Genomic DNA, 17,516 nt, shown 5'->3' with positions numbered 1-17,516 from the left:
AGAAAATGATATAATTAGTCATCAGCGATGAGCATATCAATAGGTAGTATAAATTGATATGCTTTTTGTTTTGGAAGAGGAAGTCTAAGGAGGGAATACAGGCTTTGAATCAATTAAAAACCTGTTTAATCAAGCTGATTATTAGTTTATTATTGGTGTTAGGAATTCATAAAATAGCACGTCTGGATTTACCTCTACTTTTCGAATTCCCATTTGTCGGCGACTATATACAATATCTATATGATTTTTTATTTAAGGGAATTTTACTGGTTATTGCAGTTGTGCTGTTTTTAAAAGTCGCTTATCAGTGTGCTAAAGAGTTATGGTCCAATTAGATGGATTACTATTTAGGGCAGGGCTCCATATATATAGGTGGTTCCTTTTCTTATGAGCAAGTACCCTAAGGCTTTTCGGGAGGTATAAACATGCTGGAAAACAAAAGATTGTTCTATATGGCCTTTATACCGTTTATAGCTTCAATGATTTTAAACTTTCCATTTCCTCATAGACATCCATTTGGGGAGGAAATCGTATCGATATTGAATATTCCAGTGGCGACAGTAAATGGTTTACAATATGTTGGGCTTACGTCACTGCTCTTACTGATCATCAGCCTGTTTATGTTCTATAAATCCTTAAAAAAGTACCAGTCACGTTTTGTCCTTATGGCTATCATAGCTGGTATCTTTCTGCCCAATGCTCTTGCTGATACCTATCAAAAAACATTAGCAGACGGAATCTACGCCATTTCCTACGATCAGGAAGCGAGTGAGTGCAGTTTTGAAATGATAACCGCCGATACCATGCAGGCTGTGTGTGAATTTCCATTTGAGAATTTGAGTGGTAAGGACGTTTCGTTTCATATTGATTTCTATGATCAGTATCCATTTGAGGAAGAAGCAAAGATGGTTTCATTACTGGGCCAAAGTGATCCATACACTGAAACCATTAAAGTGAACAATTATAAAGTAGTGAAAATAAAAGCAAATATTGATGTTTCAGAAATAGATAATCATGTGACAAGTGGTACAGCTGGTCATGTAAACATTATTTTAAAACATGGAAATCAACTTAGGAAGCTGTGATGGAAAAAAGGATTGCGTTGCTGATTAAATCTATGATATATTATGATCATTGTTGTCAGATAAAGGGCTCGGTAGCTCAGTCGGTAGAGCAACGGACTGAAAATCCGTGTGTCGGCGGTTCGATTCCGTCCCGAGCCATCATAGCGAATAGATCCACCTATTAGACCCTTAGCTAATAGGTGGATTTTTTATTTTATAGCTGTAATAAACCTGTTACATTCCCATGTCGAAACAAAAAACTTTTCTGCGAATGATTGCTAATAAAGTCAAATACTCTCACACTACTGTATAAATTTAACAACTATTATACAAGTATATTACATTTCTACTAATTCTATTTATATTATTAGTAGATTTATGGTAGATTAGTATTATAATTGTGAATAGTAGAAAAAAACCACCATAGCAGATTGAAACCATCTCTATAGGAGGATACAGTAGCGATGAAATATAAAAAGAAGCGATTGATGCATTTGAATGGCAAGGTGATTTTTCTTGTCTGTATGGCATTGCTGTTATCAGTAAGCACAGTACAGGCCGAGACGGATTCCTTCCCAAAGATCTATCATGTATATGTCTCAGGTGAACATCTTGGTTCGGTAGGAGATAAAGAAATCGTGGAGTCCTTTTTAAAGGAACAGGTCGAACAGGCAGAGAAGAATTACGATGATGATCTGAATCTTGCTGTGAATGAAGAGATTACATACATATCGGAATTTGCCTTTCAGCCTTCTTTTAATAATGAGAAGGTACTTAACAAGCTGAAGAATAAAATCACCTTCAATGTGAAGGCACAAAAGCTGGTCGTAGGTGAGGAAGAAATCGGCTATTTCAAAACAAAAGAAATGGTAAAGAAGCTGATGAAAGAATTCCAGTCCAAATATCTTTCAGAAGAGCAGCTGAAGCAGGCCAAAGAAAACAATCTGCTAAACATAGAGCTGGAGAACGAAAAAGATGAAAAGACAAAGTCCAGTAATGACAAACAGAAAAAGAATACTGACAAACAGCAGGGCACCCTTTCTGCGGGTGAGTCAGTAATGATGGATTTGTCTTTAACAGAGGCAATACATATTGAAGAAGAAACGGCCAATCCCAACGAATTATTAACGATTGAACAGGGGTTAAAGCTGTTGGAACAGGATAAGAGCAGCGAAAAAGTTCATGTTATTGAGAAAGGCGATTTTTTAAGAAGCGTTGCGAATGATTACGACTTGTCCATGGATGAAATTCTTGATTTGAATCCTGATTTAGAAGAGGATGAGATTCTGCAAATTGGACAGGAGGTAAAGGTTGAAAAACAGGAGCCTATAGTGCAGGTTGTAACCGTAGAAGAAAAGATCGAACAAAAAGACATCGATTATGATACAGAATACGAGGAAACCTCCTCCTTATATGCAGGCGACAGAAAGGTAAAGCAGCAAGGTGAAAAAGGGAAAAAAGAAATTCAATATAAAGTTGTGAAACAGGACGGGAAAGTTACAAAGAGAATAAAAATTAATGAAGAAATTTTAAAAGAGCCTGTAGATAAGATTGTCTTAAAAGGAACAAAGACTTCTACGTCTAACCAATCAGCATCGGGACCCGCACGTAAAGGGTCAGGTCAGTTTCAATGGCCAGCTGCAGGCGGAATTGTTACCAGTTATATGGGCCCTCGAGGCGGGGGTTACCATAGTGGTATTGATATTTCCGGTGTAAGCAACCGTACCCTTTATGCTGCAGATGGTGGCGTTGTGACCACTGCAGGCTATCAGAGTAATGGCTACGGAAATCGGGTTGTCATTAACCATGGAAATGGATACAAAACGACCTACAATCATTTAGCATCGATTCGGGTCAGCAGTGGTCAATCCGTTAAGAAAGGGCAGGCAATAGGGGTCATGGGAACTACAGGTTACTCAACAGGTGTTCACTTACATTTTGAAATCCTGAAAAATGGTTCCTATGTAAATCCGATGTCATTTTATTAAGAAATAAGGAACTAGCAGAGTAATTTATAAAAACAATTACTCTGCTAGTTTTCTTGTTATCCGCGAAATTATCACGTATGAACTGGCCGTAATACCCCCACTTCAAGTTTTGAGGGTACCCCAACAAGACGAAGTGGGGGATAAACGGCCAGTAAAGACCTGATAAGTTCAACTAACCATCAGTGGGGAATGGAGAAAACCCCCACTGATGGAAGTTTCACTTTATAAAAAAAGCAATTTGTTTGTTTTTTTGTGCAGAAAGACTTTTTATAGAATTTACGATAGAATGTAAAATAGAAGTAGATTGGATCGTTTAAAATTGAAAAAAGGATGTGAAAAGCTTGAGTCAGAAAATTGTGGTTGTTGATGATGAGAAGCCCATTGCAGATATCCTGCAATTTAATCTTGAGAAAGAAGGGTATACAGTAGTCTGTGCGTATGATGGTGATGAAGCCATTAAGGTTACACAGGAGGAGAATCCGGATCTCGTTTTACTTGATATCATGCTTCCCAATAAGGACGGAATGGAAGTTTGCCGTGAGCTTCGAAAGACCCTTAACATGCCGATTATCATGCTGACAGCAAAGGATTCAGAAATTGATAAGGTCCTCGGTCTTGAACTTGGGGCTGACGATTACGTGACGAAGCCCTTTAGCAACCGGGAATTAATTGCCAGAGTCAAAGCCAACCTCCGCCGACACAAACAGGGGGGAGAGGATCAGCGTCCCGGTGATCACCAGAATATTCAAATCGGCAAGCTGGTCATTCATCCGGATGCCTATACAGTCACCAGAGATGGAGAAGAGATTGAGCTGACCCACCGTGAATTTGAATTGCTTTATTATCTGGCCCGTCATATTGGACAGGTCATGACACGGGAGCATTTACTGGAGACCGTCTGGGGCTATGACTACTATGGTGATGTGCGTACAGTAGATGTGACTGTCCGAAGATTGCGGGAGAAGATAGAGGAAAACCCAAGCAGTCCGATGTGGATCGTTACACGCAGAGGTGTGGGCTATTATTTACGTAATCCTGACCAGGAGTAATGTGTTATGAAAAACAAAGTAAGCTTTTTTCAATCCGTTGGGTTCAAAATCATTCTCGTTTATATATTTCTATTGCTGATTACCATTGAACTCATTGGGGTTTATTTCGATACAGAGCTCGAAAGGAACATGGAGTCAAATTTTAAAAGCTCAATTGAGAACCGAATCCAATTACTGACTTACAGCCTGGAGGAGGCTTTTACAAAAGAGAGAACAGAAGGAGATCCCACCCTTCAGCAGGAGGTTCAGACGATTTTATCGGAATTTGATTCTCAGGATATTACAGAGCTGCAGGTCATTGACAGCGAGATGCGCATTATCGGTACCACCAGCCAGTTTAATGAGAATATTATCGGGAAGATTACAACACGCGAGGATGTCCAAAGGCTGTTTTCCTTTCAGACCCAGCTGCCGTATCGAAAAACCTATGATCCGGAAACGGGCACTCGAACGTTAGTCAATACTATTCCCGTCTTTAATCAATCCGATGAAATTGTAGGGGCTGTATTTGTTGAAGCGAGTATGGAAGAGGTCTTTAATCAGCTCGAAAACATTACCAAAATCTTTATGAACGGAACTTTAATTGCTTTGTCCATTACTGTTGTGATCGGAATTCTCGTCTCACGTACGATTACCAGACCGATTTCTGAGATGAGAAAACAGGCCAATGTAGTTGCCGGTGGAAACTTCACCAAAAAGGTAAATGTTTACGCCATGGATGAGATTGGACAGCTGGCGAATTCCTTTAATCATATGACCGAACGATTGAAAGAATCCTATGCTGTAACAGAGGATGAACGTCGGAAGCTGACCTCTGTTTTATCAAACATGAATGAAGGGGTTATTGCCAGTAATAGTGAAGGAAAAATTATTTTAATGAATGAGCGTGCAGAAGAGTTTATCGGCCAAAGCTTTGGAAAAATTGAAGGGCAAAACATCCTGTCTCTTCTCGGGATAGAGGAGGAGTTCACGGCTGTTTCGGATATAACGAGTCGTGAGCCGGTTCTGATTGATTTTAGTAATGATCATAAAGAATTACTGATTAAAGCTACCTTTTCAGGCATTTATGATGAACATGAAAGGGTCAGCGGCTTTATTACGGTATTAAATGATGTCACAGAGGAAGAGCGGATTGAGCAGGAAAGAAGAGAATTTGTAGCCAATGTATCTCATGAATTACGAACCCCTCTGACAACGATGCGCAGCTATTTAGAGGCACTAACGGACGGGGATACCTGGAAGAACCCTGATATTGCTCCTAAATTTTTAGGGGTCACACAAAATGAAACGGAGCGGATGATTCGCCTGGTAAATGATCTGTTACAGTTATCCAAGCTTGATAATGAAGAAAACTACTTGCGAAAAGAAAGAGTGGATTTTACAGATTTCTTCCATAGCATTATCGACCGGTTTGAAATGAACAAGTATGAGCAGGACTTATCCTTCGAGCGTCAGTTACCGGACAAGCCGCATTGGGTATGGATTGATAAAGATAAAATGACCCAGGTTTTATATAATGTTCTTTCCAATGCGATTAAGTATTCTCCTGATGGGGGAACCATCACCTGTAAAGTGGATGTCAAAGGCAAAATGCTGAACGTTACGGTGACAGATCAGGGTGTCGGAATCCCATCTGATCAAGTCGACCGTATATTTGATCGCTTTTATCGAGTGGATAAGGCGAGATCACGAAAACTGGGAGGTACCGGCTTGGGACTCGCTATTGCCAGGGAAATGATTGAAGCCCATGATGGAAAAATATGGGCTAATAGTAAGGAAGGCCAAGGAACATCCATTACCATTACTTTACCTGTAATGCATCAGAAACGGGGTGATGCATAATGAATTTAGAGAGTATTAAATCAGGAATCCTGGCCATTCTGGTGGTCGTGAGCATGGTTTTAACCCTGAGTATATGGAATTATTCAAACTACGAAGAAATTAATGAGGCGACCACCAAACAAATTTCCATAAATGGAAAGGATGCGGAGTTAAACGAGGTTATCCTGCCTTCCCAGATGGTATTTCATCAGCAGAACCAGTCCTATCAGCTGAAAAACAGGACGGATCAGCTCAACTTTTATCAGGACATACAGGAATGGAACGTTAGCTTATCTAATCAGGTGGCAAACGCACAAGATCCGGGGGCATCTTATGTAGAAATGATTTATCCTGTAGAAATTCCATTGAATCTGTTACCTAATCTGATGCAATTTCCTGAGGAGAACAGGAATGCTTCCCTTCCGGACTGGGCCTTTAATCAATTGGTTTTAATTCCTAATCATGATTCAGACAGTATTACTCTTTCATTTCGATCCACACAGCATGAACAGACCTTTAATGCAGAGGTCCAGAATCCTGAGTCGTATACAGCCCTGGTAAATCATACACAGTCAGAGGATGCCCTGAGTGAGCTTGTGGCCTATGAACTGAATGACCGGGTGATTTATTTACCGGAAAATGAAACGGTGTTATCCAAACAAACGTATACAACCAGCTCCATAGCCGTTGCACCCTTAATTAACAACCTGTTTCCAGTCACCAGTTACGTCCGTGAAACCAGCGGCGGCAGGTATATTGATGGAAGTCGTATGCTGGAGGAATACCAGGTGTTTCCGAATCAGAAATACATGCGTTTTGTAAATCCAAAAAGTGAGGAACAATCGCAAGCAGGGGCAGGCTTTTCCAGAGAGGAGCTCATAACAGAAGCCAATTTATTTATTAACAACCATGATGGATGGACGCAGGATTATATGCTGACAAATGCAGAAATTAACAGTGAACATTCCACGGTTACATTTGATATGCTTTTTAATGGTTATCCGGTTGTGAGCAAACTCGGTCATATTGAGCAAAGGTGGATCAACAGGGAATTAAACACCTATATCAGGCCTTTAATGAGGCTTTCAACCCCATTAGGCAGTGAGACGGTTACGCTTCGTTCAGGTGAGGATATCATCTATTTGTTAGAAGAAGCAGAAGGACCCCTAACAGTTCCGAAAAAGACGATTGAGGATATTCAAATGGTTTATACCATGAGTAATGAGGAGGAAGGGTATTCATCTGATATCATAACCCTGGAGCCTGCATGGTTTATGAAATCAAACGGAAGGTGGATGCCTGTTCCTGAAAATGGAGATATGCTGAATGTACAAGGGGGAAGCCGGTCATGAAATGGGGACAAATTAAATCCATTTTTATTATATGTTTCCTTGTACTGGACACTTTTTTAGTTACACAGTATTTAAATAAAAAAAACAGTGAACCACAGGCGCTTCCAAACCAGGAAATATCGTCTATTGAGGACGAATTATCCAGAATGAATATTGGTTATGAAAATGTACCTTCCGAAGCAGAAAGTGCCGCCTATATATCTGCGGGTCGCTATCAGTTTACCGAGAAGGATGTGGAGTCATTAAATAATCAGGAAGTTGTCAATGAAGGGGATATGATTGTATCCACATTTGAGAATCCAATATCCGTTCCAGAAGAGGCAACCAGGAATGACTTAAGTATGTTTTTGGATCAGATGGTTTTATTTGGAGATGAATATACCTTTTGGAACTGGAATGAAGAACATAATATTATGCTTTTCTTCCAGTCTTACAATGACCAGACCGTCTATTTTAACAAAGCGGGTATGCTGATGGTGTTTTTAAATAAGGACCATGAAGTCGAATATTATGCGCAGACAAGGCTGACCAATATTGAACTTGGGGAAGAAAAAGAAATGAGTCAGCCCATTGAGACGCTCAGGAGCCTAATCAGGAATAACCATCTTTATACCGGAGATAGAATTTCAAACATGCAATTAGGCTTCCATACATTAGTGCCTCTTGATAATGGTATTCAGGTATTTGTACCGACATGGGAAATCACGATTAACAAGGAAAAAACCTATTTCGTAAATGCCATTGATGCACAGAGTATTTCCAGAGATGAGGAAGAGTTTATTGAGGAAGTAAAAAACAACGTGGAAACGATTAGACAGAGAGATACAGGGAGTGACGAGGATTGACGTTAGAATTTAGCGTATTGGCATCCGGCAGTACGGGGAATGCTTTTTATATTGGAACAGATCAGCAGAAATTATTAGTCGATGCAGGTTTAAGCGGAAAGCAGATGGAACGATTATTTGCGGACATTCAAACAAATCCTGAAGAGCTTGATGGTATTCTGGTGACCCATGAGCATCGGGACCATATCCACGGACTTGGGATTATGGCGAGGAGGTACCGGTTGCCCATTTATGCAAATGAAAAGACGTGGAAGGCTATGGAAGGGAAAATTGGTGATATAAAACTGGATCAGAAGTTCACATTTGATTTGGAGTCGACCAAAGTTTTCGGAGATTTGGATGTTCAGACCTTTGGCGTTTCACATGATGCTGCAGAGCCCATGTTTTTCGTCTTTCATCATAATGGAAAAAAGGTGGCTCTGGTAACCGATACAGGCTACGTATCAGAACGAATCAAAAAAACGGTTGAAGATGCGGATGCCTATATTTTTGAAGCCAATCATGATATAGAAATGCTCAGAATGGGAAGATATCCATGGAATATTAAACGCAGAATTTTAGGGGACGAGGGACATGTTTCCAATGAAGATTCTGCTCTGGCTTTAACAGATATTCTTGGTAATCGTACGAAGCGTGTTTATTTGGCACACTTAAGTCAGGATAATAATATGAAGGATTTAGCCAGAATGTCGGTTTCACAGATTTTAAAGGAACGTGGCTTTGAGGTAGGAAAAACCATTGAACTGCATGATACGGATCCTAAAAATCCTACACCCGTTTACCAGGTGGGTTAGGTGTTAGGTTTAATTTTTAAAAAGAAGAAGAAAATAGAAAATGTATGCATCCCTTCCTTTTCTTCATACGTATTCATAATGAGAGATTGACTTTCGAAAGGCCAGGTGAGAAGAATGGGGTACTATGATGATCATGCTTTAAATCGAAGGCCGAAAAAAGAGAAGAGAAATTGGCTGATCCCAACCGGAGTGGGATTTATCATTGGTGCTTTGCTCGTTGTTCTTGCATTACCAACTCTTATCAATGCGAATTTATTGCCTTATGATATTGATGAAGCCAATCAGGAACTGACACAGGGAGATAATGGAGAGGATTCAGGACTCACCCAATCGGTAAATGTGGACATTCAGACGAGGGTTACGGACATTGTTCAGAATGTATCGAATGCCGTTGTAGGGGTTGTGAATATCAGCGGTTCTGAATTCTGGATGGAACAGGGGACCGAATCAGGAACAGGCTCAGGTGTAATTTATAAAAAGACCAACGAATATGCCTATGTCGTGACCAATCACCACGTGGTTCAGGGATCGAGTGAAGTGGAAGTTTCCCTGGCTGATGGTGAACGAATCAGTGCTCAATTACTGGGAAGTGACTTATATAATGATTTGGCTGTTCTTAGGGTTGATGCCGAAAAGGTCGATGATCATCCGATTGAGCTGGGTCACTCAGAAAACTTGAAGGTTGGTGAACCCGTTTTAGCGATAGGAAACCCACTGGGGCTTGAATTTTCCGGTTCTGTTACCCAGGGGATTATCAGTGGGAAAGAACGTATTGTCCCTCAGGATTTTAACGGGGATGGAACTCCTGACTGGAATGCTGAGGTTATTCAGACCGATGCGGCCATTAATCCAGGAAACTCAGGCGGCGCACTCATTAATATGGATGGACAGCTGATCGGCATTAATTCGATGAAAATTGCCCAGTCAGCTGTAGAAGGAATCGGTTTTGCCATCCCGATTGACTCTGCCAAGCCAATTATTGAGGATCTCGAGGATGACGGAAAAATCACCCGTCCATATATGGGTGTCACCATCCGTTCTTTATCAGAGATTCCAAGCTATTACTGGCAATCTGAATTACAGCTGCCAAATGACGTAAGTGGTGGAGCTGTTGTTGGAGGAATTGAACCGATGTCTCCAGCCGAACAGGCCGGATTACAGGAATATGATGTCATCGTAGCCTTGGATGGACAACAGGTCACCAATGTCATCGATTTACGAAAACATATTTATCAGGAGAAACAGCCAGGTGAGAAAATGGAAATCACCTTCTACCGTAATGGTAAGAAGCAAACGACAACCATGACCTTATCTGCGCAGGACTTCTAACAAAAAGCAGGGATGTGGATATCCCTGCTTTTTGTTTAGGTATCGTTTGAAGCAAAACTTTAAGAACAGGTGGCTTGGAGATTTTAGCCCAGCAACATCGAAATGCCTGATGATAACCCGACAAACCAAACAACAAAGAGCAGTTATGCACAGTTTTAACGAACTTATCAACAAAATGTGCATAACTTGTTGAAAACCGAGCATATTTTGTAGGAAACATATATTCGCACACAAAATAACAGGCAAACGCATGTGCATATGTGGATAAGATTGTGCATAACTTGTGTTTTCTGTTAAAATCCTGTGTACAGTTGGATTTTGCACAGGGGATGTGGACAAGCTGGTGGATAAAATTTATCATCCAAGAACTGGCGAAAATACCCCACGGATGGAAGTTTCGCTTTATGCTAGGATAACGGATACGGTTTAAAAAGGAGTTAATGGAAAACATGAAAATCAGCCTGATTACAGTGGGAAAGCTAAAAGAAAAGTACTTAAAACAGGGAATTGCAGAATACACGAAGCGACTGGGTCCTTATACAAATATAGAAATTGTAGAGCTGCCGGATGAAAAAGCACCGGAAAATCTGAGTGCTGCAGAAGAGGAGGAAGTAAAACGAAAGGAAGGCCAGCGAATTTTAAACAAGATATCCACAGATACATATGTATTTACTTTAGAAATTAAGGGAAAACAGCTGACCTCTGAACAGCTCTCCCAAAAGATCGATGAACTTACGACGTATGGAAAAAGTAAAATCGCCTTTGTTATTGGTGGATCGCTGGGATTGAGTGAGGAAGTAATGGAGCGGAGTGATATGGCGCTTTCTTTTTCAAAAATGACGTTTCCACATCAGCTGATGCGATTGATATTGCTGGAGCAGGTGTATCGGGCTTTTAAGATTCTCAGGAATGAGCCTTATCATAAATAGAGGCAATCTGAGGTATGCTTAAAATAATAAAACGTGTATAATAAAAAGTAGTAAAGAATGAAATGAGGTAGGTTAGATGGTCCAATCAATCAATACAAAAGTCGATTTAGTTATTGATGCAACCTCACATATAAGGATTTCAGACTATGGGAAGATCATGATTGGAGACAAGGGATTTGAATTCTACAATAAACGTGATCCTCGTAAATATATACAGATTCCCTGGGAGGAAGTTGATTATGTCATTGCTTCAGTCCTGTTCAAAGGGAAATGGATTCCGCGTTATGCTATCCAGACGAAGCGGAATGGAACGTTTACTTTCTCTTCTAAAGATCCAAAAAAAGTTTTTCGAGCGATTCGTGAATATGTTGAACCGAATCGTATGGTCCGATCCTTAAGCTTCTTTGATGTCATTAAACGCGGTCTGAAGAGTAAATTTAAAAAGGAATAGTTTTGCATATAAGACAAGATGGATCTTGTCTTTTTTTGTTGATGCTCTATTTATTTAATTATACTAAAGGTTCAGAAATGTTATTCTGATAGAGCATATATGTAAAACGATAACGGACGATGTCACTTAATTGTAGATAAATACCAATAATTTTTTCCTTCACAATAACGAATAATGTGCTATAATACTAACGGATACTCACTTAAAGTTAATATGGATGGTATATAACACTATATTTACAGCGCTTGCAAAGCAATATTAAAATAGTAAAATATGAAACACATGTTATTGATTAGATTAGGCATGAGAAAAGGTTGTGGTAGAAACGACTTCAGAAGAGTTTACACCATACCTTCATTTAATCAACCTTCCTCATGTTTTTATTTTTGTGAAATTGTGAGCGCTTTAAATAAAGTGAACTTTTAGGAGTTTTCCATCTTTATTTAAGCAGTAATTATTATAAAAGGAGGTTAAAAAATGGTAGGAATTATCATTGCCAGTCACGGTGAATTTGCCGAGGGTATCTTGCAATCTGCAGGGATGATCTTTGGAGAACAAGAAAATGTAAAGGCTGTTACATTGATGCCAAGTGAAGGACCAGATGACGTTAAGGCAAAAATGGAAAAAGCAGTTGCCTCTTTCGACAACCAGGATGAGGTATTATTCTTAGTCGATCTTTGGGGTGGGACTCCTTTTAATCAGGCCAGCAGCTTGATTGAGGAACACAAAGACCAGTGGGCCATTGTTGCTGGTTTGAACTTACCGATGTTAATTGAAGCTTTTGCATCGCGTTTCTCTATGAACACAGCACATGAAATTGCAGCAAGTATTTTGGATACAGCCAAAGACGCAGTTAAAGTAAGTCCTGAAGAATTGGAACCGGCAGAATCATCTGCAACACCGGCGGCTCAACAGGGAAGTGCAGGTGCTCCTGGTAAATTTGAATACGTTTTAGCACGTATCGATTCTCGTTTGCTTCATGGACAAGTAGCGACAAGCTGGACAAAAGCTACAAACCCGACACGTATCATCGTGGTATCTGATGAGGTGGCGCAGGATGAGCTTCGTAAAAAATTAATTCAACAGGCCGCTCCTTCAAATGTGAAGGCACACGTGGTTCCCATCCATAAAATGGTTGAACTTGCTAAGGATGATCAGCACTTTGGCGGTCAACGCGCCTTACTACTTTTTGAAAATCCACAGGATGTACTCAGAGCGGTTGAAGGTGGAGTTCCACTGGAGACCATCAACGTTGGCTCAATGTCACACTCCACGGGTAAAGTTCAGCCGAATAAGGTGTTGGCCTTTAACCAGGATGACATTGATACGTTCGCCAAGTTAAAAGAATTGGGTGTGGATTTTGATGTGCGTAAAGTTCCAGCCGATCAAAAAGGAGATATGGACGATATTATCAAGAGGGCGCAAGAAGAATTAAATAAACAGAACTAATCCTATTTATCAGAGAAAAAGGAGGATTAATCATCATGGATTTGACGATTATTCAAATCATATTAGTTATTATCATAGCATTTTTAGCTGGTGTGGAAGGGATCTTGGATGAATTTCATTTTCACCAGCCAATTATTGCTTGTACATTAATCGGCTTAGTAACAGGAAACTTAGGGCCATCCCTTATCTTAGGTGGTACCCTGCAAATGATCGCTTTAGGCTGGGCAAATATCGGAGCAGCCGTAGCACCGGATGCAGCGTTAGCATCAGTTGCCTCTGCAATCATATTAGTTTTAAGTGGACAAGGTGAAGCCGGTGTTTCGTCTGCAATTGCGATTGCTGTTCCACTTGCGGTTGCAGGTTTGTTATTAACCATCATCGTTCGTACGATTGCAACTGGATTGGCCCATTTAATGGATGCTGCAGCAAAAGAAGGTAAAATCAGAACCATTGAATTTTGGCATATCATCGCTATTATTATGCAAGGTTTACGTATTGCCATCCCAGCTGCATTAATTATCGCTATTGGTGCAAGTCCGGTAAGAAACCTGCTTGAATCTATGCCATCCTGGCTGACAGACGGTTTGGCGATCGGCGGAGGAATGGTCGTAGCTGTTGGTTATGCAATGGTTATTAACATGATGGCTACAAAAGAAGTATGGCCATTCTTTGCTATCGGTTTCGTATTAGCGACCATTACAGAAATTACTTTGATGGGACTAGGTATTATCGGTGTATCGCTGGCACTTATTTATTTAGCTCTTTCCAAGCAAGGCGGGTCAGGTAATGGTGGGAACGGAAACACAGGTGACCCGATTGGCGACATTATAGATTCTTACTAAGAAGGAGGAGAACATAAAATGGATCAAGAAATGAAATTAACAAAAAGAGATCGTATTTCTATTTGGTGGCGTTCAACGTTCATTCAAGGTTCCTGGAACTATGAACGTATGCAAAACGGTGGCTGGGCATTCTCAATGATCCCTGCGATCAAAAGATTATATAAAACAAAGGAAGATCGCTCTGCCGCCCTTCAACGTCACTTAGAGTTCTTTAATACACATCCATATGTAGCTTCACCTGTTTTAGGTGTAACGTTAGCTCTTGAAGAAGAACGTGCAAATGGTGCTCCGGTTGACAACACGGCTATTCAAGGGGTAAAAGTCGGTATGATGGGGCCATTAGCAGGTATCGGGGACCCAATGTTCTGGTTTACCCTTAAACCAATCCTCGGTGCATTAGCGGCTTCTCTTGCTATGAGCGGAAACATCCTTGGACCTATTCTTTATTTCGTATTATGGAACCTTATTCGTATGGGCTTCATGTGGTATTCACAGGAACTTGGTTATAAAGCTGGTTCTAAAATTACAGAAGACTTATCCGGCGGAATGCTTAAAGATATTACTAAGGGAGCGTCATTGCTCGGTATGTTCATACTCGGGGCCTTAGTTAACCGCTGGGTGTCTGTCACGTTCACGCCAACTGTATCAGAGGTTGAGTTAAATGAAGGTGCCTATATTGATTGGAGCAGCTTACCTGCCGGGACAGAAGGAGTGAAAACGGCACTGCAGCAGTATGACAACGGCCGGTCATTAACGGATACGAATGTAACTACTTTACAGGACAACCTGGATAGCTTAATTCCTGGTTTAGGCGGATTGGCATTAACCCTTCTCTGTATGTGGTTACTACGGAAGAAAGTGTCTCCAATTGCTATGATTCTAGGCTTGTTCGTATTAGGTGTTGTCTTCCACGTACTAGGCATTATGTAATAAATAGAACATTATCACAGCTTTTTTAAAAGATAGACAATTAAGGTAAACAAATAGAGAAGCGCCTCCTTGTATCATAAAGCCAATCAACTAAGGAGGTGCTTTTCTTATCATTCAATCAAACAGACTACATATATATAAGGAGGCTGCCATGCTAACAATCGGTTATATTGGAAATGGAAAAAGTACAAATCGATATCATTTGCCATTCGTCCAGCAAAGAGAGAACATAAACGTGAAAACCATTTACCGGCGAAACCCTGATCATGATCGCTGGGATCCAATTGAAGGAGTAAAGTACACGTCAGATTTGGATGAATTATTAAATGACAAGGACATTCAACTCATCGTCATTTGCACCAAGCTTGACAGTCATTATGAATACGCAAAATTAGTACTGGAACATAACAAAAACTGTCTGGTTGAAAAGCCTTTTATGGAAACATCAGAAGAGGCAAAAGAAATATTTGCTTTGGCAAAAGAGAAAGGATTAATTGTTCAGGGCTATCAAAATAGACGTTTTGATAGTGACTTTTTAACCGTCCAAAAGGTGATTGAAGAAGGAAAATTAGGGGACTTATTGGAAGTGGAAATGCACTTTGATTATTTTCGTCCGGAAGTACCTGAGTCTGTTCATTCCTTTGATCCTGTCAGGTCCTTTTTATATGAGCATGCCTGTCATACATTAGACCAGGTCATCAGCTATTTTGGCAAGCCGGACCATGTACATTACGATGTAAGGCAATTATTAGGTGAAGGAAGAATGAATGACTATTTCGACTTGGATTTGTATTATGGGAAGCTTAAAGTATCTGTAAAATCCAGTTATTTCAGACTTAAACAAAGACCAAGCTTCGTCGTTCATGGGAAGAAGGGTTCTTTTATAAAAGAAACCGTCGATCGTCAGGAAGAACATTTGAAGATGTTTTATATGCCTGATAACAAGGACTTTGGTGTAGATACCTTAAATCATTATGGTGTACTGACGTATATGGATGAAGAGGAAACTATCCACGAAGAAAAAGTAAAATCCGTAAATGGTGACTATGGCAGAGTATATGATGATTTATATGAAGCTATCGTAAACGGAAAAGATAAAACCATTACAGATGAACAGACCATTCTCCTGATTGAAATGCTGGAAACAGGAGTTAAAAACTTAAAGTAATCCTTATGTACCCGGTACCTCCAATGGACAATCGTCCTATTGTGGTGCCGGGTATTTTTTGCACTGGTAGATGATGAAGGGTAAAACACCCATATAAAAACGAAGACAATACTGTGTTTGTATGTATTGTCTTCGTTAGAGGTTTATATAACTTTTGATGTGGGTAAAATCCTTGGCGTAAATAATCCACCAGGCCATAATATACGTTTTATATTTCTTCAGCAATTTATGGTGTTCAACGGGAAATTGTTTAAGTTCCTTTCGTGTCAGCTTCTTCTTTTCATTTACAAAGGTTGAGAGATTTTTATTCTCAGAAATCATCTTTGCCATATATATTGCCTCTTGCCGTGTATCAGCATTTTTGGGTGAGGATCTGGGTAAGTCACTTATTTTTATCTTCATTTCTTCTAATAGTTGCGTATACTCTATCATTTCACTTTTTAATGGACTTCTGACCTCGTGTGCCTCTTTTTTATTTTCCTGATGTACGCCCATAAAATAGCCTCCACATTTTAGATTTATAATCAACGAATAACGATATGATGACTAACTGGTACGAGGTGTACTTGTACAAAGATATCATGAAAATGGCCGTATGGATTATACAGTTTGATTTCAATTGTATTACGGTGGATAATGGGCTGCTGTGATGGTATGCAGGAAGTATTTGTCAGGCGTTCAGGAGTAAATGAATCTTATAAATTTAGATATATATGTTAGAATATAAGGTAAATTATTCCACAGTAGAGAAAGCGTGACTAATCATTGAGCTATTGGAACAAAAAAGGATTAAATAACAGTAGCAGAAGATGAAAAATAACATCTTATAAATGAGGCAGTCCCTCAAATCTGCCTCCTGTTACACAAGCATGTGCAGAAACGATTAGGGAAGGTGTTTTTATGATTAAGTGGTTTAAAATTGTCATGATAGGAACCTTAGTATTTTTGGGTGCCTGTCAGTCAAATGAAGTAGCTGAAGAGCCATATGAAGGGATACCCTTAAAGATTGCGGTTGTTGGGGAAACACCTGAAGTCAGGGAGGAACAGATTATTTTTAAAACCTTATCACTAGAGGAATTATATCGTTCACATCCTGACAAGTATGATGCAGTATTCATTAGGGAAGAGCATTTTTCTGATGCTTCACACCAGAAGTATGTAGAAATGTTTAAGAAGAAGCGGGCTCCTTCCTTTTTTATAGCGTCAAAGGCGAATACTATACCGTTTCAGGACCTTGAAAATCCTGTTTCCTATAAAGAAAAAGAAGCAGCTAAAAAAATTAACGACACACAAAACTACATATCAGGATTTTTGTATGAAGGAGCAGATGAAGGCTATCAGGGCTGGAAATTTTCCTATCCAGTGAAAAACAACGAAATACAACGAGACAACGTTCAGGGAATCTATTCTTCTGTTTTCAAGTTGGTTGAAAAGGAATTGAATAAAGCTTCTTCAATAAACGGATAACAGTATCAAAGATCAATGGATAACTCAGAGGTGGGGTT

Annotated in this window: 17 protein-coding genes and 1 tRNA gene; 17 read left to right on the top strand and 1 reads right to left on the bottom strand. The window is 39.9% G+C overall.

What is annotated here, in order from left to right:
• Positions 1-65 precede the first annotated feature (65 nt).
• From ACZ5OK_RS17410 to ACZ5OK_RS17335, 16 genes are all read left to right on the top strand, one after another.
• On the top strand, positions 66-335 hold the full coding sequence (locus ACZ5OK_RS17410; protein ID WP_464758238.1) for a hypothetical protein: 270 nt from the start codon (positions 66-68) through the stop codon (positions 333-335).
• Between the two features lie 90 nt (positions 336-425).
• Positions 426-1,085 carry a hypothetical protein gene (locus ACZ5OK_RS17405; protein ID WP_343843265.1) on the top strand — a complete coding sequence of 220 codons (660 nt, stop codon included), beginning with the start codon at positions 426-428 and terminating at the stop codon, positions 1,083-1,085.
• A gap of 65 nt (positions 1,086-1,150) precedes the next feature.
• Positions 1,151-1,223 (top strand) — tRNA-Phe (locus ACZ5OK_RS17400).
• 305 nt (positions 1,224-1,528) lie between these two features.
• Positions 1,529-3,052 carry a peptidoglycan DD-metalloendopeptidase family protein gene (locus tag ACZ5OK_RS17395; protein WP_343843261.1) on the top strand — a complete coding sequence of 508 codons (1,524 nt, stop codon included), beginning with the start codon at positions 1,529-1,531 and terminating at the stop codon, positions 3,050-3,052.
• 341 nt (positions 3,053-3,393) lie between these two features.
• The gene (yycF, locus tag ACZ5OK_RS17390; RefSeq protein WP_343843258.1) at positions 3,394-4,101 is read left to right on the top strand and encodes a response regulator YycF; all 708 of its coding nucleotides are present in this window, start codon (positions 3,394-3,396) and stop codon (positions 4,099-4,101) included.
• Positions 4,102-4,107: 6 nt separating this feature from the next.
• Positions 4,108-5,943, top strand: a complete 1,836-nt coding sequence (gene walK / locus ACZ5OK_RS17385; protein WP_343843255.1) for a cell wall metabolism sensor histidine kinase WalK — start codon at positions 4,108-4,110, stop codon at positions 5,941-5,943.
• Positions 5,943-7,274 (top strand): YycH family regulatory protein, encoded by a 1,332-nt coding sequence (locus ACZ5OK_RS17380; protein ID WP_343843252.1) that lies wholly within the window; start codon positions 5,943-5,945, stop codon positions 7,272-7,274. The genes walK and ACZ5OK_RS17380 overlap by 1 nt, the downstream gene beginning before the upstream one ends.
• On the top strand, positions 7,271-8,119 hold the full coding sequence (locus ACZ5OK_RS17375) for a two-component system regulatory protein YycI (protein WP_343843250.1): 849 nt from the start codon (positions 7,271-7,273) through the stop codon (positions 8,117-8,119). Before ACZ5OK_RS17380 ends, ACZ5OK_RS17375 begins: the two co-directional genes overlap by 4 nt.
• Positions 8,116-8,913, top strand: a complete 798-nt coding sequence (locus tag ACZ5OK_RS17370) for an MBL fold metallo-hydrolase (RefSeq protein WP_343843247.1) — start codon at positions 8,116-8,118, stop codon at positions 8,911-8,913. The genes ACZ5OK_RS17375 and ACZ5OK_RS17370 overlap by 4 nt, the downstream gene beginning before the upstream one ends.
• A gap of 114 nt (positions 8,914-9,027) precedes the next feature.
• Positions 9,028-10,242 carry a S1C family serine protease gene (locus ACZ5OK_RS17365; RefSeq protein WP_343843244.1) on the top strand — a complete coding sequence of 405 codons (1,215 nt, stop codon included), beginning with the start codon at positions 9,028-9,030 and terminating at the stop codon, positions 10,240-10,242.
• A 449-nt stretch (positions 10,243-10,691) separates the two neighbouring features.
• Positions 10,692-11,171, top strand: a complete 480-nt coding sequence (rlmH, locus tag ACZ5OK_RS17360) for a 23S rRNA (pseudouridine(1915)-N(3))-methyltransferase RlmH (RefSeq protein WP_343843242.1) — start codon at positions 10,692-10,694, stop codon at positions 11,169-11,171.
• Between the two features lie 76 nt (positions 11,172-11,247).
• Positions 11,248-11,622 (top strand): DUF956 family protein, encoded by a 375-nt coding sequence (locus ACZ5OK_RS17355; protein ID WP_343843240.1) that lies wholly within the window; start codon positions 11,248-11,250, stop codon positions 11,620-11,622.
• Positions 11,623-12,099: 477 nt separating this feature from the next.
• A complete protein-coding gene (locus ACZ5OK_RS17350) occupies positions 12,100-13,071 on the top strand; it encodes a mannose/fructose/sorbose PTS transporter subunit IIA (RefSeq protein ID WP_343843238.1) in 972 nt (323 codons plus the stop codon).
• A gap of 35 nt (positions 13,072-13,106) precedes the next feature.
• Positions 13,107-13,913 carry a PTS mannose/fructose/sorbose transporter subunit IIC gene (locus ACZ5OK_RS17345; RefSeq protein WP_343843236.1) on the top strand — a complete coding sequence of 269 codons (807 nt, stop codon included), beginning with the start codon at positions 13,107-13,109 and terminating at the stop codon, positions 13,911-13,913.
• A gap of 18 nt (positions 13,914-13,931) precedes the next feature.
• Positions 13,932-14,843: a PTS system mannose/fructose/sorbose family transporter subunit IID gene (locus ACZ5OK_RS17340; protein ID WP_343843233.1), complete on the top strand. Its 912-nt coding sequence runs from the start codon at positions 13,932-13,934 to the stop codon at positions 14,841-14,843.
• Between the two features lie 151 nt (positions 14,844-14,994).
• A complete protein-coding gene (locus ACZ5OK_RS17335) occupies positions 14,995-16,011 on the top strand; it encodes an oxidoreductase (protein WP_343843230.1) in 1,017 nt (338 codons plus the stop codon).
• A gap of 135 nt (positions 16,012-16,146) precedes the next feature.
• On the opposite strand, the gene ACZ5OK_RS17330 is transcribed toward ACZ5OK_RS17335, so the two are convergent.
• Positions 16,147-16,506: a hypothetical protein gene (locus ACZ5OK_RS17330; protein ID WP_343843228.1), complete on the bottom strand. Its 360-nt coding sequence runs from the start codon at positions 16,504-16,506 to the stop codon at positions 16,147-16,149.
• Positions 16,507-16,911: 405 nt separating this feature from the next.
• On the opposite strand from ACZ5OK_RS17330, the gene ACZ5OK_RS17325 reads away from it, so the two are divergent.
• Complete coding sequence (locus ACZ5OK_RS17325; RefSeq protein WP_343843225.1) at positions 16,912-17,478, top strand: hypothetical protein; 567 nt, start codon at positions 16,912-16,914, stop codon at positions 17,476-17,478.
• Positions 17,479-17,516 lie beyond the last annotated feature (38 nt).

The sequence above is a fragment of the Salinibacillus aidingensis genome (assembly GCF_055393355.1).
Note: the sequence above shows the minus strand (reverse complement) of the source record. Positions and strands in the feature narration are given on the sequence as shown.

Coding starts and splice junctions, on each gene's coding strand:
- ACZ5OK_RS17405 (WP_343843265.1), top strand. CDS start 426: ATGCTGGAAAACAAAAGATTGTTCTATATGGCCTTTATACCGTTTATA.
- ACZ5OK_RS17395 (WP_343843261.1), top strand. CDS start 1,529: ATGAAATATAAAAAGAAGCGATTGATGCATTTGAATGGCAAGGTGATT.
- walK (WP_343843255.1), top strand. CDS start 4,108: ATGAAAAACAAAGTAAGCTTTTTTCAATCCGTTGGGTTCAAAATCATT.
- ACZ5OK_RS17380 (WP_343843252.1), top strand. CDS start 5,943: ATGAATTTAGAGAGTATTAAATCAGGAATCCTGGCCATTCTGGTGGTC.
- ACZ5OK_RS17375 (WP_343843250.1), top strand. CDS start 7,271: ATGAAATGGGGACAAATTAAATCCATTTTTATTATATGTTTCCTTGTA.
- ACZ5OK_RS17365 (WP_343843244.1), top strand. CDS start 9,028: ATGGGGTACTATGATGATCATGCTTTAAATCGAAGGCCGAAAAAAGAG.
- rlmH (WP_343843242.1), top strand. CDS start 10,692: ATGAAAATCAGCCTGATTACAGTGGGAAAGCTAAAAGAAAAGTACTTA.
- ACZ5OK_RS17355 (WP_343843240.1), top strand. CDS start 11,248: ATGGTCCAATCAATCAATACAAAAGTCGATTTAGTTATTGATGCAACC.
- ACZ5OK_RS17350 (WP_343843238.1), top strand. CDS start 12,100: ATGGTAGGAATTATCATTGCCAGTCACGGTGAATTTGCCGAGGGTATC.
- ACZ5OK_RS17345 (WP_343843236.1), top strand. CDS start 13,107: ATGGATTTGACGATTATTCAAATCATATTAGTTATTATCATAGCATTT.
- ACZ5OK_RS17340 (WP_343843233.1), top strand. CDS start 13,932: ATGGATCAAGAAATGAAATTAACAAAAAGAGATCGTATTTCTATTTGG.
- ACZ5OK_RS17335 (WP_343843230.1), top strand. CDS start 14,995: ATGCTAACAATCGGTTATATTGGAAATGGAAAAAGTACAAATCGATAT.
- ACZ5OK_RS17330 (WP_343843228.1), bottom strand. CDS start 16,506: ATGGGCGTACATCAGGAAAATAAAAAAGAGGCACACGAGGTCAGAAGT.
- ACZ5OK_RS17325 (WP_343843225.1), top strand. CDS start 16,912: ATGATTAAGTGGTTTAAAATTGTCATGATAGGAACCTTAGTATTTTTG.